At 34.0% G+C, this 16,884-nt stretch carries 14 protein-coding genes; 1 reads left to right on the top strand and 13 read right to left on the bottom strand.

Translation table 11 applies throughout. The features are described from left to right. Positions 1-4: 4 nt before the first annotated feature. The 8 genes from BTM19_RS04755 to cntK form a co-directional block, all read right to left on the bottom strand. A complete protein-coding gene (locus BTM19_RS04755) occupies positions 5-754 on the bottom strand; it encodes an ABC transporter ATP-binding protein (protein WP_038679287.1) in 750 nt (249 codons plus the stop codon). Then, positions 747-1,562, bottom strand: a complete 816-nt coding sequence (gene cntD, locus BTM19_RS04750) for a staphylopine uptake ABC transporter ATP-binding protein CntD (RefSeq protein ID WP_029378621.1) — start codon at positions 1,560-1,562, stop codon at positions 747-749. Before cntD ends, BTM19_RS04755 begins: the two co-directional genes overlap by 8 nt. Beyond that, complete coding sequence (gene cntC, locus BTM19_RS04745) at positions 1,559-2,428, bottom strand: staphylopine uptake ABC transporter permease subunit CntC (RefSeq protein ID WP_029378622.1); 870 nt, start codon at positions 2,426-2,428, stop codon at positions 1,559-1,561. Before cntC ends, cntD begins: the two co-directional genes overlap by 4 nt. Next, positions 2,428-3,360: a nickel/cobalt ABC transporter permease gene (gene opp1B, locus BTM19_RS04740; RefSeq protein WP_029378623.1), complete on the bottom strand. Its 933-nt coding sequence runs from the start codon at positions 3,358-3,360 to the stop codon at positions 2,428-2,430. Before opp1B ends, cntC begins: the two co-directional genes overlap by 1 nt. Positions 3,361-3,375: 15 nt before the next feature. Further along, a complete protein-coding gene (cntA, locus tag BTM19_RS04735; RefSeq protein ID WP_029378624.1) occupies positions 3,376-4,974 on the bottom strand; it encodes a staphylopine-dependent metal ABC transporter substrate-binding lipoprotein CntA in 1,599 nt (532 codons plus the stop codon). Positions 4,975-5,084: 110 nt separating this feature from the next. Further along, positions 5,085-6,383, bottom strand: a complete 1,299-nt coding sequence (gene cntM / locus BTM19_RS04730; protein ID WP_099265759.1) for a staphylopine biosynthesis dehydrogenase — start codon at positions 6,381-6,383, stop codon at positions 5,085-5,087. Continuing rightward, the gene (cntL, locus tag BTM19_RS04725; protein ID WP_038679289.1) at positions 6,376-7,194 is read right to left on the bottom strand and encodes a staphylopine biosynthesis enzyme CntL; all 819 of its coding nucleotides are present in this window, start codon (positions 7,192-7,194) and stop codon (positions 6,376-6,378) included. The genes cntM and cntL overlap by 8 nt, the downstream gene beginning before the upstream one ends. A gap of 9 nt (positions 7,195-7,203) precedes the next feature. Beyond that, positions 7,204-8,025 carry a histidine racemase CntK gene (gene cntK / locus BTM19_RS04720; protein ID WP_099265758.1) on the bottom strand — a complete coding sequence of 274 codons (822 nt, stop codon included), beginning with the start codon at positions 8,023-8,025 and terminating at the stop codon, positions 7,204-7,206. A gap of 484 nt (positions 8,026-8,509) precedes the next feature. Here cntK and BTM19_RS04715 point away from each other — a divergent pair, with 484 nt between their 5' ends. Beyond that, positions 8,510-9,244: an NAD-dependent protein deacylase gene (locus BTM19_RS04715; protein WP_099265757.1), complete on the top strand. Its 735-nt coding sequence runs from the start codon at positions 8,510-8,512 to the stop codon at positions 9,242-9,244. 326 nt (positions 9,245-9,570) lie between these two features. On the opposite strand, the gene BTM19_RS04710 is transcribed toward BTM19_RS04715, so the two are convergent. The 5 genes from BTM19_RS04710 to ascF form a co-directional block, all read right to left on the bottom strand. Further along, entirely contained in the window at positions 9,571-10,446 is an 876-nt protein-coding gene (locus tag BTM19_RS04710) for a 5'-nucleotidase, lipoprotein e(P4) family (protein WP_099265756.1), read from the bottom strand. A 342-nt stretch (positions 10,447-10,788) separates the two neighbouring features. After that, on the bottom strand, positions 10,789-11,460 hold the full coding sequence (locus BTM19_RS04705; protein ID WP_038679298.1) for a hypothetical protein: 672 nt from the start codon (positions 11,458-11,460) through the stop codon (positions 10,789-10,791). Between the two features lie 79 nt (positions 11,461-11,539). Continuing rightward, positions 11,540-13,342, bottom strand: a complete 1,803-nt coding sequence (locus tag BTM19_RS04700) for a purple acid phosphatase family protein (protein ID WP_099265755.1) — start codon at positions 13,340-13,342, stop codon at positions 11,540-11,542. Positions 13,343-13,581: 239 nt separating this feature from the next. Beyond that, a complete protein-coding gene (ascB, locus tag BTM19_RS04695) occupies positions 13,582-15,006 on the bottom strand; it encodes a 6-phospho-beta-glucosidase (protein ID WP_099265754.1) in 1,425 nt (474 codons plus the stop codon). Continuing rightward, complete coding sequence (ascF, locus tag BTM19_RS04690) at positions 15,003-16,877, bottom strand: PTS cellobiose/arbutin/salicin transporter subunit IIBC (RefSeq protein WP_099265753.1); 1,875 nt, start codon at positions 16,875-16,877, stop codon at positions 15,003-15,005. Before ascF ends, ascB begins: the two co-directional genes overlap by 4 nt. Between the last annotated feature and the right edge of the window lie 7 nt (positions 16,878-16,884).

The following is a 16,884-nucleotide window of genomic DNA, read 5'->3' as shown; positions in this document are numbered from 1 at the left end:
CTCCTTAGAATGATAGTTGTTTTTCAATTAGAGCTTTTGTATAAGCATTATCACTTAGATGTAAATCTTTGGTTGCAATTTGTTCTTTAATTTTACCGTTTTTAAAAATAATTAACTGCTCACATAAGTAAGTAGCAGCTTGAATATCATGTGTAATAAAGATATAACTTAACTGCCTTTTCGAGCGTAAATTTACTAACAAATCTAAAATTTGCGTTTGAATCGACATATCTAGAGAACTGATTGCTTCATCAAACAATATGTATTGGGGATTCATGCTTATCGCGCGGGCAATCGCTACACGTTGTGCTTCACCACCGGATAACATATTGGGATATTTGTCCATGTATACTTTCGATAATCCAACTTCTTCTAATAATGCTATCGCTCGTTTCTCCATAACTGCCTTAGGTTGATTGTCACACTGGCACATCACTTCTAATAATATTTCTTTCACAGATTGGAAAGGATGTAATGAAGATGTGTAATCTTGAAAAACCGCACTTATTTGATAATTTCTGACCTTTTTCTTATACACTGGCTGATCATTCAACGTTACTGAACCTTTGTTAGGCTTCTCAATACCTAATACCATCCTACTCAATGTTGATTTTCCACTACCACTCTCGCCGATAATTGCAATTGCTTTACCAACTGGACATTCAAAGGATACATCTTTAACAATAGGGGTCATACTACACCTAAATATTTGCGAACGCGAATATGACTTTTCAACATTCATAATCTTAAGCATCTGTTTTCCCCCTTAATACAGATTTAAAATAATCATTAACTTTTTTTCGTGTGGATAATAAATATTGAGTATAGGGTTGTTGTGGTTGGTATAGTACCGCTTCTCTAGCGCCTTCTTCAATAAGTTGTCCATTTCTCATCACGACTACTCGGTCTGCGATATGATTAATCACTGTTAAGTCATGTGAAATAAAGATCATGGCACAATCGAAATGCTGCTTAATATCTTTAAACGCCTGTAACACATCATACTGTGTAATAGTATCTAAAGCTGTCGTCGGTTCATCTGCAATAATTAGTTTGGGTTTTAATGCCAAAGCTAAAGCAATCATCATACGCTGTAACATTCCCCCAGATAACATATAGGGGTATGACTTTAATATCTGTTTGGGATTGCTTAATCCCATATAATCCATATATTCTATCAATGTTGCTTCGATTTCTTGAATCGATAGTTGCGTATGAACCTTCATAGTTTCAATCAGTTGCTTGCCCACTGTAGATGATGGATCGAATGCACGGCTGCCTTGTTGCATAACCATCGCAATATCTTTACCTCTATGCTTCTTTAACTGCATTTCTGACAAAGTAAGCATTTGTACATTATTAAATGTCACTTTTCCTTCAACACTTAAGCGCTTAGGATTCAAGCCTACTAAAGCTTTACACGTAACTGACTTGCCACTTCCACTTTCACCAATAATACCTAACACTTCACCTTTATCCACTGTAAAACTCACCCCGTTAACAATGGTCTGATTTGTCCAGCTATCTTTGATAAACAAATGTTTTACTGTTAATAACGTCATGATTGCACCAATCCTTTCTTCACAGAACGTAGTTTTTCCTTTGAAGATATCCTTGGATCAATCGCAATTTGTAATGCATCTGATAAAAAGTTAAATGCCATAACTATAATAACGATAGCAATACCCGGAGCAAACATCATTTCTGGATGAGTAAACATTACTTTTCTAGCTTCGTTGAGCATCATCCCCCACTCAGCAGTCGGCGCTTTAACACCTAACCCTAAAAATGAAAATCCAGATATTTGTAAAATCATAGAACACATAGAACTACTAGATATTATTGCAATATCACCTAGCGTCAACGGCATTATGTGTCTGCGAATAATTTTCAAATCACTTATGCCTATTGTCTTCGCAAATTTAACGTGATCTGATGCTGTATATTGCATCACACTTGTGCGAATCACACGGCAAAACCATGCCCAACGCGTTAAAATAAATGCCATAATAATATTTTCAGCACCCATACCAAATAATGCAATCAGTGCGAGTGTAACAACATAGCTAGGGAACGCTAACATCACATCACACATACGCATGATAATAGCATCAATATAACCCCGGAAATAACCAGAAACAAAACCTAATATGGCACCAATCAAAACAGAAATAAATAGCGCTACAAAAACATATAATAAGCTCGGTCTAATCGCATAAATTAGCCTCGTTAAAATATCCCGTCCTAAATGATCAGTTCCTAAGAAATGTTGTAAACTTATTCCACTATATTTGTTAGCTGTATCTATGTAATTAGGATCATAGATTGTTACAAAAGGAGCTACAAAACCTAACACAACATATAAGACAATAATGGTTAAAGCAATAACGGCACCTCTGTCTTGTAACAAACGTCTTAAAATAATCATCACGCTGCCTCCCTTAATCTTGGATTCAAGAGTGCATTGATTATATCTGCCAATGTATTAAATACTACAAATAGTATGGCGACAATTAATACATAAGCTTGTATGACAGGGAAGTCATGTTCTAATATGGCTTTCAAACTTAATTGCCCTAAACCTGGCCAAGCAAATATATACTCGATTACTACTAAACCACCCATAATCATTGGTATAGACATGCAGAATATTGATACGGCAACTTGTAATGCATTACGTAATACGTGCAACATTAGCGTTGTCGATTTCACCCCACTTGCTTTCAAATACAGTACATAGTCTTCATTCAACTGCTCAACAATTGAACGCCTAATATTTCTAAAGTAAATACCAGCATATGCAATAGTAATAACAATAACTGGCAATATGTAACTTTCAGGACCCGTCAGTCCAGAGGTTGGCAATAAATTTAAATTTACAGAAACATAAATGATTAACATCGAAGCAATCCAATAAGATGGTAAGCCCGTTAGAAAGAAAGCCACAGAACGTATTGCACGATCTGCAAACTTCCCTCTTGTTAAGGCAGTAACAACACCTAAAATAATTGATGTAATCATTACCATAATGCTGGAAATGACAGTCAGTTTTAAGGTGTTTAAAAATGCTGGTCCAATACGTTCTGCAACAGGATCGCCTGTAATATAACTCGTACCAAAATCTAACTGTAATGCTTGCAATAACCAATTCATATATTGAATTAATAACGGATCATTTAATCCGTACTTCTCATTTGTTTCTTCAATTAATTGGGGCGATACGTCCGGTGTGCCTTGCGCATGTAAAATTGTAACCGCCGGATTTTCATCTGTTATATAAGTTAGTAAGAATGTCATGAAACTCACTACAATCATCAATGGAACCATAATTATCATGCGCTTTAAAATAAATTTGAACACTATGAATGCACTCCTTTATTTAAATTGCATTTCATTAAACGGCAATTCATATTGCGACTGTGTAAATGATAATTTCTCTAAATCATTAGGTGCAACCACAGTCATTCTGCCATGTGATATAGGAATGAAAATACCTTCATCATCTATTTGTTGTAAAATTTCTTTATATGCAGCAGAACGTTGTTTACTATCTTGAATTTTAAATGATTCATCAATATTGTTGTACAGCTCATTTTTGTTAGCGATACCTGAAGTTGCACTTTCATATCCATTACTTGCTTTAAATGCGCTCATTGTACTTTGTGGGTCATACAATAATCCCCAAGTTTGATTAAACATTAAGTCATAGTCACCAGATGTACGACGTTCTGCAACTTTATCTGATGTATCACCATTAATTTGTAATTGAACACCCATTTTCTTGAATTCTGCTTGTAAAAACTCTGCTTGTTCTTTTTGACTCGAAGAGCCCTTGTCATAATACATAGTCATTGTTAATGCTTTGCCATCTTTTTTGCGGACTTTACTATCTCCTATTTGTTTCCATCCCGCTTCATCTAACAGTGCTTTCGCCTTTTTCATATCATATTTACGCGCAGGCATGTCAAAATTAATGTCTGTAACATTCTTAGAGAATAGTTGTGTTGCTGGCTTTTCTTCGCCATCCAATATCTCTTTAGATATTTTATCTCTATTTACCATATAACCAATCGCTTGCCTTACAGTTTTATCGCTCACTGGACTGTCTTTTTTACCAGAATTTGCCACTAACATTTTTGTATTCATAGGTTGGCTACGTTTAACTTGGTAATCACCAGAATCTTTCAACTGTTTTAAGGCGTCTTTGTCTAAGCTATCTGTACCTCTATCATCTGTGAAAGCAAAGTTTGTCTCACCTTTTTTCATTGATAAAAAGGCAGTCTCACCTGCAGGCATTACTTTTGCTTGTATTTTGTTTAACTTAGATTTTTCGCCCCAATAATCATTGTTTTTATTAAAATCTGCTGACTCGTCTTTTTTATGTTCACCCAGTTTAAATGGACCTGTGCCATCAAATGATTTCACGCCATTCTTGGTTCCATCATCCTTAAAATCCTTTGGTGATACAAATACATATGGTCGTGGCATTGCTAATTCTGCTAAAGTCGGTTGATACGGTTCTGTTAACTGAATTTCGACAGTATATTTGTCTTTAACACTGACATTATCAATTAATGTTGAAATCTTTAACCATGAATGCAATTTTTTATTTTGTTGAACTGCATCAATATTTTTCTTAACTGCCTCAGCGTCAAACTCAGTACCATCGTGGAATTTAACATCATCCCGCAAATGGAAAGTATACGTTTTACCATCATCAGATACATCCCAACTTTTAGCTAACAATGGCTTGATACCATCTTTAGTGTTACGTACAAGCGGCTCATAAATCATGCTTTCTGCAGACATAGATCCACCGTAGACATGTGGATTCATGTCTCCAATATCTTTCACTGTTGTATACGTTAACTGCTTATTCTCTTTCTTTTCCTCTATGCCTTTACCGTTTCCACATCCCGCTAAAATAATACCTGATGCAATTAATACTGCGCTCATCTTAGTAAGTTTATTCATCATTTTTCCTCTTTCTCATTTATAAATTGTAATATCATTTATATTCGTGTGAATCATACTTATGTAAAACAAAAAACTATTTAATATTCTTATATTACAAATCTTTATTACTAAATCTTACCTTTGGTATCTAAGAAAGCCCCTACCAAAGATTTATCATCTTTAAATAAGTTCATGTTGAATTGTGATGATAGTTGTTTGTGATGGTTATGCTTTTTATAGTCCTGACAATATTGCTCATAACGCTTCATAAATGAATCAATCATTGGTGTCTTAATACCTAATAGTTTCCCAATATGTTGAATAATTGAAGTACGATAATAATCCTCACTTGGCATACGTGGTATATGAATGACGCCTTGTTCATTTTCATAAAGTTGCTTAATCGGTACCGCCGAAAAATCAAAATAGCGGCCGTGCTGATCAGGCTCTGAAAACGGATCTATTAATATTGCTGTATATCTGACATATAATAAATATTCTTGATGGATTGCTGGTAATTTTTCAAAACTGCAGACGTCATCATCCGCTAATGTCTCAGGACGCACAGGATAGTTTTCTTTCACCATAAATTCCAAAAGATTGACTGACGGCACACTAAATTTCGCTAAAATGGTCATCATTTCTGTCCACATTAAGCGCATTTCATAAATGAGCGTCATCGTAATTGGACCTTCTGGAAATAACTTATATACATAAACAGGTACCTCTGTCCCTTCAAAAATGACTTTTAATGAAAAATCATTCATAAATAATGGGGGATGTACATACAAAGAACTATTGCGTGTTTCAGCATGTAGAGGTGTTGGCATATCAGTCAAAGCTATGTGAAATTGTTCGAAGACACCTTTTAAAAAAACAATTGTTTCCGAATAACCAAGATTAGAACCTATGTATAATTTGGACTTCACCCCAGTTGTGACAACATGATTAGGTTGCGCAACATCGTACAAACGTGTGTCGCCCAAATACGTAGAAAACGATATAACTTCAATATCTTTATTAAAATCCGCCATGTACTGTTCTACAATCATTTGCGAACCAAATGTAGGTGAAACTAACAAGATACGCTTTACTTTTTCTAATGTTGTTGTCGATAGTTGTGCCAATGTACTATGATATGCATCTGCAGTACACGCCATAATAATCGTGTCATAAATACCTTCAACATCTTGTATGTCGGCATATAAGTGATTAATTTGAAAGCGACCTGCCATTTGTTTATGGGCATCATTTTGTGTCGTTACTTCAAAGTAGTTATCGCGTTGATACGCTTGAAATAACTTTTTTGATTTCAACGAGGTTGAGGCACGGCCTACCATATTTATTTGCTTGTCTGTTGTTAGATGGCACAGATTGGCCAATTGAATTGCAACTGGCCCCGTACCTATAATTAATGTTTTAGACATCCGCTACACCAACCTTTATTGCTGTCTTTCGATATAAAGCAATATCAAAAATTTGATTAGGTTGTATACGTTTATCTACACATTGCCATTTATCTACGCTAGTTTCCTTAGAAGGATAATTAAACAATGATTTGATTCCATCACCAAATCGCATTGCAACAACAACATTTTCATTCGTTAAATCATAAAGTTGCTCTAATATGTCATATTTAATTGGAATTGTTGAACTAAATATAATATGTGTCACTTTTTTGATATCTGCTAATTGATTTACTGTCTGCTCTGTAATCTCAATATCTTCATTTGGCGCTAATACTTTAACAATTCTTTGCCCTAAATCAACTGCCGTTGGATCAATATCAATACCAATAACAGCAGCGCCAGTCTCCTTTGCCACTTGAATGAGCGTCATAGGATATGCACCAGAGCCAACTAACAATAATTTGTCATTTTCAGTTATATGACATTGCCCAAATTCTTCATTAATACAGTGCTCTATGTTATCAAAGTAGCCAGAAGTAGAAGTCTTACCGCCTAACAAACGTTGCGCTCGAATCACTTCTACTTGTTTAACACATTGGGCTGATATAAATTGGAGCCTCGTCGTGAGATGTTCTTTTACCACTTCATCTTCCCAATCTTCGTATAATCGTTTAAACACGGGATTTAATATAAACTGACTGTACTCATCCACTAATGTTTCTAATGCATCAACGGAGTCACTATTTTCTAAGACATTTTCATATAGTGTTTCAAAATTCAATAAATATTTATGTAATATAGCGCTAATCTCTTTCTCTAAATTTTTCATTTCAGTCTCCTATTCTATAAATGCTTTTCCTGTTGCGACAGTTGAGACTTGTCCTTTAATGGAAGTTTGGAACCCAGACTTTGGACATTTCCTAGATGTTACTAAAATGTTGCCGCCCGGCTGATGAACTATAAAATCCTCGCATGTACTGTTAGATTTATAATTTTTAAAAATACCTATCGATGCAGTACCAGAACCACAACTATTCTCCCAAACCAAATTTTGAATTTCTGGTATAAAAATAAGTGGTTTAAGAAACTGACGTTGTTCATCAAATAACATGATACCTATTGTTTTATACTTATTACTCCTTGTTTGCTGTCGGACAAATTGTTCAACCTGATGTTGCAATTCTGTAGTCACTTCAGTGACTGGAACAACAAAATGCACATATGACTCATAAACAATTTCTATTGCATGCCATTGTTGCTGATTAATATTAAGCTTTACCGGGGACACGTGCTGTGCTTGGGGCATACTGACTTCATAATGTTGATTGCTATGTACTTCACACTGAACCAACTCAGTACATCCCGAAACTTTTATTGCACATTGATGTTTTTGCAGTATGTTACTTTCTTGCAAATAATGTATGTATGACATTGTGGCATTACCACAAAATTCATTTCCGCTCATAACTAAATGACAATTTCTATTAAAATCCGTATTGGTGGATTCTATAAATCCAACTTGCTCACAACAAACATGACTCGTTGTCATCAATTGGTTAGCTATGTTTGCGTAATCTCTTGAATCATGTTGCGAATGCACTAGTATCGTCATATTCCCCGATGGATTATACTTTGAAAATTCTATAACCTTTCGACTCATACGACTCTCCTTCTATTTAAAAATATTTTATATAAATCTATTAATATTGATTAAAAAACTTTAGCTCATTGCAGCAGTCTAATCAAATCGTAATAGTTACGATTTGATTTATATCATATATTGGTCCTTTATAGTTGTCAATACAAATGATAATATTTTTCAATTAATAGTTATTAAAAAAACTTGAATTGTACTTTTATTTTAGAAAATATATATGGTTTTTTAAAATTTCATATAAAAAAATAAAGCCCCAATCATTCACTAATACATAAGAAGCACTGTGAATGACGAGGCTTTATCGAGTTTGTTTAGATTCAATCTATAATATTCTTAGTACATTAGATGCCTTACAATAGTCATAGATTTATTTGCTCTTAATTATACTTTTCCATATTTGCTAAAATAGTAGCTAATATTTAAAATTATCTTAAGTATAATAAAATATTCGCAACAAGAGAGTATATTTTTTAATGGAGTGATAAGTGTGGATCGTAATATTGAACAATTGAAAGATATCATTAATAATTCTCGTAGAATAACATTTTTTACAGGTGCTGGTGTCTCTGTAGCAAGCGGTGTGCCTGATTTCCGTTCTATGGGTGGCTTGTTCGATGAAATTTCAAAAGATGGTTACTCACCTGAGTACTTGTTAAGTACTAATTATCTACAAGATGATCCGGAGGGATTTGTCGATTTTTATCATAAACGTTTACTCCTTGCTGATAAACAACCCAATACCATTCATCAATGGATTGCGCAACTAGAAAAAGACCATCAATCTTTAGGTGTTATCACCCAAAATATCGATGGCCTTCATTCAGATGCGGGTAGCTTAAATGTAGATGAACTTCATGGGACTTTAAATCAATTCTATTGTGTTGATTGTTTCAATGAATATGACAAAACTTACGTCATGGAGCATCACTTGCGCCATTGTGAGTCATGTGGAAGCATCATTAGACCTGATATTGTACTTTATGGAGAAATGTTAAATCAAAATACTATTTTTAATGCTATTAATAAAATTGAAACAGCTGATACATTAATCGTTTTAGGTTCCTCACTCGTAGTTCAACCAGCGGCCGGTCTAATTTCAAACTTCAAAGGAGAAAATCTTATTATTATTAATAAAGATGTGACGCCTTATGATTATAGAGCAGATTTAGTCATCAATTACGATATGGTTTCAGTAATTTCAACGCTTCATAATTTAAACTAGCTCGCGCGGAGTCTAACTTAGCACTCTCAATAGACGTTTCTTAATAGTGTACAATTAACCAAAATCAATGGATGTCATACTTCATTGATCTTGGTTTTTATTTTATCTATCTTCACATAAGTTACATACCTGCTAATTAGAAAAAAGACTATAAACATTACTCTGAAAGTAAATATGTTTACAGTCTTAAAATTAATATAGCTATATAAATCGTATTTTTTATCGAATTAACGGTTCTCCAGATAACTCACTTTGGTTCAAATCTCTAAATTATTCTTCATTAACTAGTAATAAAAATAAATGTTGTTTCACTACCAGTTTTATTATTATTCAACTTTTCCAGTTGAAGGATTAAACTGCTTAATTGATTGTTTTCTTAGTTCATCTTTTTGCGCATCACTCATATCATAGTTATTGTTATATAGTGTTGCTTCCCAACTACCATACATTGGATTAGGGAAAATAATGTATTTCTTACCAAAGTCTTCTTTATGTTGTTGAACAAACTTTTCACGCTCTGCAGCATTAGGTTTTTTAGGGTCCCCGAAGTCTAATAAATTATCACCAAATAACATTACTAACTTATGATTTTTTTTTACTAATTGTCTTCTAGGTTCCTTACTCTTATCATTTTTATCTTTAAGCAAGATGTGATTATCTGTGGCTTGTGGAATACCTTGCTTTTTCAAGTTTTTTTGAGTTGCTTTAAAGTCTTTTTCTTTGTCTCTATCAGAAATGTAATAAATGTCTACACCTTTTTTATCGGCATATTTCAAAAAAGATTTAGCGCCATATACAGGTTTTGCTTTAGCGGCCTGTATCCATTCATGCCAACCTTCCGGATACGATGCATTATTTATAGACGCGTAACCTTGATAAGGTGAATTATCTAGAACTGTTTCATCTAAATCAAGTGCGATTGCAAGTTTATGTTTGCCTTTATTTTTTTCAAGCTCTTTGTCTAATTGTACTTTTGCACTATTATAACCTTGTAAGTAAAGTGCCTTAGCTTCTGCTGAATTTTGATACCATGAAACTGCCATAATATTTTCAGAGCCAAGATTTGTTTGATCTTGTTGTTCCATTACCGGTGCAGTTGATTCATTGGCATGCACAACAGTAGTATATGTAGTTAGTGGTGTTGCAATTGTAAATACAGTTGCAAGCGAAATCGATATGACAGATTTTGAAAATTTATTCAAATGCTCACCTCATTTAGTTAATATATTTCAAAGCATATAATAAATTTCAAAAAAAGTGAATACCTATTTCTATTCATATATTATAAAGTTTTATAGCATTGCTTTTGTCTTTCTTATTTATGTAGCTTATTTTCAGTTAATATTATACAAAAAACCCAAAAGTTAGATTTTTAGTCCAACTTTTGGGGTGTATTTTTATTTATTCTGTACTTTTCTCACTGGATAAATATTTTAGTGTCTCTATCTTTACTATTATTATTTCCACTATAAGCTTCAATATAACAACTTACTTTTTACTATCACTAGTGATATAAGCTAATGCGATAAAGTTATAATAGTTTACTAATATTTCTCCAATAACTTGCTATAAAAATCGTTAAGTGCTTTATTATCGCTTATTTTGAACATTTGGTTTGGACTTAAGTTTGGGTCTTTTCCATTATGATCTTTAGGTGCAAAACCAGATGACAGTGTAATGTCTTTTGAATCGTTAAATGCATATTCATACACTTGACCGTTATCTGCAAATAAATATTTAGTTACGGGTTTATTAATATCAGCGACTGCATTATACCCTTCAATATTTGATAAGTTTTTTGAATCTTTATCTATACCAGTTACCCCTTCATTTGATGTGTAAGTTACTGCGCCTGTCACAGTATGTAAATCAAAAGCTTTCGCCCCTGGTTTCCCCTTGTTGCTTACTTGAATTTCCCCATCTTCAGTACCTGCATACCAATCCCCATCGGACATACTACCGCTACCGAAATAACGATTTGATACTGCCTTATCATTGTTTTTTTCATGTTTTGAAAGCCACGACAAGACTTCTTTTTTAATTTCCTTTTTATCTTTGTCTGAGATAGACGCTTTAGATGAATTTTCTTGGTTAGCACTTTTAGTAGCTTTAGCTTTTTCACCTGACTGTTGAGGTTCTTCTGTTTCATTATTACAAGCAGCTAACGCCATACAAGATAAAACTATTATTGTTAAATATCTTATTGCTCGTTTCATTATCTATCAATCCTCAATTTCCTGGGAAATCAAGAGGCCTAAGCTAGACTATTATCCTCTAACTTAGGCATTGATTTAATTATTTATTGTCTTTTTGAATACCAAATTCATCAACTAATTCAACATTACGCTGTTCACCCTTACTAATGTCACCATTTAATTGATAAATTTTAACCTTCAATGTATTACCTTCAACTTCATAGACTGAGAAGTTTTGTGAAGAAGAGTCACGGTTATTTGAGTGACTATCTTTAAAGGCATCTGTTTCTTGAGGTTGCTTACCTAATTTAAATAGGCTGTTATAGTGTTCTAAATCTTTTTCAGTTAACCCACTTAATTCTGGTCTTACTTTTTTAATATGTTCTAAAGAACGGTCATAGATACTGTCATATTCTTTTGTTCCACCTGTATTGGGCAGCACATACACAGAACCTTTTGGATTATCATAATATGTGACGTTGTCTTGACCAACAAATTGTTTAGTGTCTTCTTTTTTAGCATTCACGAAACTGTTTTTTGTCGATGTATGTTCTAGTGGATGTGTACGTGATAATACATGATCATGACCTTGTAATACTAAATCTACATCTAACTCATCTATTTCTTTTGTTAACTCTTCTCTAATTTTCTTCACATCTTCGTCTGATAAAGCATGATAAGACTTAGAATACATTGGTTTGTGTAGATTTAAAACCACCCAGTTGGAGCCGTTATCACGTGCTTTTTTGATGTCTTTCTTAATCCATTCCATTTGTTTTTTGCCAATTGCTTTTTCATCTGGATTGTCTTTAGATTTTTTGTTGTCATTGGTATTTGCAACAACCATATGTGCACCGTTGTAATCAAATGAGTAGTAAGAGCCACCATTCACAGCGTCATTTTCTTTTGGTACGTTCACATGTTCATTAAATTTAGTTAATAGTTTTTCATCTTCTTCATTTAATGGGTATTCATCATGATTTCCTGCTGTAGCCACAACTGGTAATGACATGAATGACGGACGCGATTGTTTATATAAATCTTTCCATTCATCTTCAACTTCTGCTGTTTCAATAAAGTCACCTGTGTGTAAAGCAAAGCTAGGATCTCCAGCTGTTTGAATAGCATTTTTCAATGTATCTGCACCAAATGCAGCTTCATTTCTTACATTTTCATTCCAAAATGCATTTTGCGTATCTGTGTATTGTACGAAATTAAATGGATCGCCTTTTTTGCCTGCTGTTTTAAACTGTCCAACTTGGCTCTTTTTACCTTTATCACTTCCTACTTTATAGTAGTACTTCGTATTCGGTTTTAAACCTTTTGCTTGTGCTTTGTATGTATGCTCTGCTTCAGTTATTAAGTTTGTTTTTCCATGCTTGTCGCCACTCATCCATTCTGGTCCACCAGCATGTTTGTCTGTATAATAACCATTCACTTTTTCTTTACCGTCTTTACCTTTTACTGGTTCACCTTCATCATCTTTAGCAATATCTTTAAAAATGATGTTTCCTTGCTTATCTCTTTCAAGGTATTTTGAATCTACTTTTTGAGCGTCTGCATCAAATGTTTTGGCATTTTTAAAGTTTTTAGACTCTGAGACCCATACTTTGGAGTCATCAAATTTATCTGATGTATACCAACTAAAACCCATTTCTGACTGTGGATTACCGTTTATATTTGTAATAATTCGGTTAGGCTTGTTTTGCTTTTTGATCTCTTCAACTTTAGGCTTTTTGTCTAAAATTTTTATTTTATTATTGCTTTCTTGCTGTGCTGTTGGATTGGCATTATCGGCCGCTTTCTCTGAACTACTTGCTTGTGGTGTAGCAATAAGACTAAATAATAGGACAAAACTCGTTGCAGCGCGGAAAGTAATCGATTGATGCTTCTTCTGATTCATATAACTCCTCCTCTGATGATACATATCACTCTTTCCTCACAACTCTAACATTACTATTTTAAGCCTATATTAATTAAATATATTATTTGTAAATATTCAATTATAATTTGATTATTGTTATATTTCATATGATTCCTAGATTGAAAAAACATATTGTCTTTTAATAAAAACAATTGTTGTGTTACGGAGGTACAAAATAAAAAAGAGAACCAAATATAAATACTTGGTTCTCTAACTCTTTAGATTTCTATACCATTTTGTTGTATGACTTTTTTATACCAATCAAATGATTTCTTCTTTTTACGTTTTAAGGTGCCATTACCAGCATCGTCTTTGTCAACAAATATCATACCATAACGTTTACTCATTTCACCTGTGGATGCTGAGACTAAATCTATAATTCCCCAACTAATGTAGCCAAGCAATGGTACACCGTCTTGAATGCCATCATGCATCGCTTGAATATGTTGTTGCATATAATCAATACGATAGTCATCTTGGATACTGCCGTCTGCTTCTATGACATCTTTTGCTCCTAATCCATTTTCAACCACAAATAGTGGTTTCTCAAAGCGTTCATATATTTGATTCATCGTAATCCTTAAACCAAGCGGATCGACAACCCATCCCCAATCACTCATCTTTAAGTATGGGTTTTTAGCCGATACTATTATATTACCTTCATTTTGTTCTACTCTTGTAATATCAGCAATAGAGGTTCTAGATGCATAGTAGCTGAACGCTACAAAATCTACGGTTTGTTTCAAAACTTCTTTATCGTGTTCAGTGATATCAATTTGGATTCCTTTAGACTTAAATAGTGATTCCATATAGTAAGGATATTTCCCTTTAGACTGAACATCTACAAAGAACGTATTCGTTCTTTCGTCAATCATAGACTGCCAGACGTCTTCGGGATTACAGCTATACGGATAAAAACTACCGCCTGCAATCATACAACCTATCTGAGCATCGGGCGTGATACGGTGACAACTTTCCACAGCTTTAGCACTTGCAACTAACATATAATGTGCTGCTTGATATAACAATGCTTCCCTATTCTCATTTTCATCAAAATATAATCCACCACCTGAAAATGGGCTGTGTAACACAACATTAATTTCATTAAATGGAATCCAATAATCAACATATGCACCAAAATTTTCAAAACATGTTTCTGCAAATTTAATATATAAATCAATTGTTTCTCTATTCTTCCAACCATCATATTGCTCAACAATCCCCATAGGAATATCAAAATGTGCCAATGTTACGAGTAACGAGATATTATGCTCTTTACATGTTTTAAATAAGTCTGTGTAATAATCAATACCGGCTTGATTAGGTGTTGCTTCATCACCATTCGGATAAATTCTACTCCATGAAATAGAGGCTCTAAAGACTTTCAATCCCATTTCAGCAAGCATAGCAATATCTTCTTTATAATGATGATAAAAATCTATACCTGTATGGCTTGGATAGTATTCTTTATCACTTAATTGCGATGTTTTATATCCTAATTTAATATCTTGTCTGTTTGGTCCATGTGGTATTAAATCTATATTACTTAGACCTCTTCCACCAATATTCCACGCACCTTCTGTTTGATTTGCTGCAATAGCACCACCCCAAAGAAAATTTTCTGGAAAAGTTTTTATCGTCATTTTTTAACCACTCCTAATATTGATGTATGAGCACTAACGTCAACAGTATCGAAAGACGTAATAGAGTCATAATCATATGTATTTGTAATAACTACAATTGTTGTTGGGTCATAACCTGCTTCAATAATTTCAGTTAAGTCGAAGGATCCAATAACCTCACCACTATTCACATGATCGCCTTGTTCAACTTCAGATGTGAATGGTTTCCCCTCTAGCTTAACAGTATCAATACCTACATGAATTAATACTTCTACACCATCGTCACCTGTTATTCCAACAGCATGCTTCGTAGGGAAGACTGAGGTCACTGTTCCTGTTACTGGCGCATATATTTTATTACCTGTTGGTTCAATCGCTACACTCTTACCAATCACTTCTCTACTAAACACATCATCTTCAACACTTTCAATCGGCTTCACCTTACCTTCAACAGGCGCCTCTACAATCATGTCACCTTTCGACTCTGCATCTAATAAATCATCTTCTGCTTCTAGTATATCTTCAAATCCAAGCACTAAAGTTAAAATAAATGACAATACAATAGATAAAAACATTACAACAATTATCCATAGAATACTCATAGGGTTGTCTTGATCTATGAATTGCACACTTGTGAACAGACCAGGTGAAGCCATAGAATGACTCGCAAGACCTGCTAGTCCTGCAACTGCTCCTGCAACAAATCCTGTAATCATCGATGCAATCATAGGGCGTTTTAATCGAATGGCTACACCATATAATGCGGGCTCAGTAATGCCTGCAATAATCGCTGAAGAGGCTGCCGCTAATGATGTTTGTCGTAATTCTCTATTTTTAGTTTTAAATGCTACTGCAAGTGAAACACCACCAAGTGATAAATTGGCACCAATTTCAGATGGCATAACCATACCTTCTTTACCAGTCTCCGCAATAGTTTGAACAATCGTAGGTGTGAATACACGATGCATACCTGTCATAACTAATAACGGCCATAATGCACCTACAATAGCTACTGCTAAGAAACCTAATTGATCATGCACGAAGAAGACAAATTGCGATAATCCTGTACCTATTAAAATTCCAGCAGGTCCAACAATAATAATTGCAATTGGCGCTGCAACTAACAAAATCAACATAGGTTTTAAAAAGTTTTTCATAACGATAGGCGTAATGTGATCAATGATATCTTCAATATATTTCAATAGCCAAGTCATAACGATAGCAGGAATAATCGTATACGTATATTTCACAGACATGACTGGTACGTATGCAAATGTTGCTGCTTTACCTTCAGCGGCTTTCTCCATAATCTCCATAAATACTGGATGAACCATGACCCCAGCTACTGCTAATGCCAAGAACACATTACTGTTAAATTTCCTAGCTGCCGATACTGCAACAAGCATAGGTAAGAAGAAGAACGGTGCGTCACCAATCGTATTTAGTATATTAAACGTTGAACTTTCAGATGATAATACCCCAGTCATATTTAAAATCATTACTAACAATTTAATCATTGAACCACCGATAATAGCAGGTATTAAAGGTGACATCGTACCAATAATGGCATCTAAAATATTAATACCTATTTGCTTAGGTGTTAATTTTTTCTTCTCAACGGGTTCGTTACTCTTAGCACCACCGCTTACTCCCAATTTCATTAGATCAGCATACGTTCGTGAAACATTATTGCCGACAATAATTTGATATTGTCCTCCTTGTTTTCGCAAACCCATTACCCCATCTAGATTTTTTATAGCCTCATCATTGGCTTTACTTTCATCCTTTAATACAAATCTTAAACGTGTCATGCAATGTGTTAAATTTTTTACATTATCACTGCCGCCGATATTTTTTAAAATTTCATCAGCCATCCTTTGCTCATTTCCCATTTGAGTC

The organism is Staphylococcus xylosus, from assembly GCF_002732165.1.
GTDB lineage: Bacteria > Bacillota > Bacilli > Staphylococcales > Staphylococcaceae > Staphylococcus > Staphylococcus xylosus.
This window is presented reverse-complemented; position numbering and strand designations above follow the sequence as displayed.

Coding starts and splice junctions, on each gene's coding strand:
- cntK (WP_099265758.1), bottom strand. CDS start 8,025: ATGAGTCGAAAGGTTATAGAATTTTCAAAGTATAATCCATCGGGGAAT.
- cntA (WP_029378624.1), bottom strand. CDS start 4,974: ATGAATAAACTTACTAAGATGAGCGCAGTATTAATTGCATCAGGTATT.
- cntL (WP_038679289.1), bottom strand. CDS start 7,194: ATGAAAAATTTAGAGAAAGAGATTAGCGCTATATTACATAAATATTTA.
- cntM (WP_099265759.1), bottom strand. CDS start 6,383: ATGTCTAAAACATTAATTATAGGTACGGGGCCAGTTGCAATTCAATTG.
- cntC (WP_029378622.1), bottom strand. CDS start 2,428: ATGATTATTTTAAGACGTTTGTTACAAGACAGAGGTGCCGTTATTGCT.
- BTM19_RS04755 (WP_038679287.1), bottom strand. CDS start 754: ATGCTTAAGATTATGAATGTTGAAAAGTCATATTCGCGTTCGCAAATA.
- cntD (WP_029378621.1), bottom strand. CDS start 1,562: ATGACGTTATTAACAGTAAAACATTTGTTTATCAAAGATAGCTGGACA.
- BTM19_RS04700 (WP_099265755.1), bottom strand. CDS start 13,342: ATGAATCAGAAGAAGCATCAATCGATTACTTTCCGCGCTGCAACGAGT.
- ascF (WP_099265753.1), bottom strand. CDS start 16,877: ATGGGAAATGAGCAAAGGATGGCTGATGAAATTTTAAAAAATATCGGC.
- ascB (WP_099265754.1), bottom strand. CDS start 15,006: ATGACGATAAAAACTTTTCCAGAAAATTTTCTTTGGGGTGGTGCTATT.
- BTM19_RS04705 (WP_038679298.1), bottom strand. CDS start 11,460: ATGAAACGAGCAATAAGATATTTAACAATAATAGTTTTATCTTGTATG.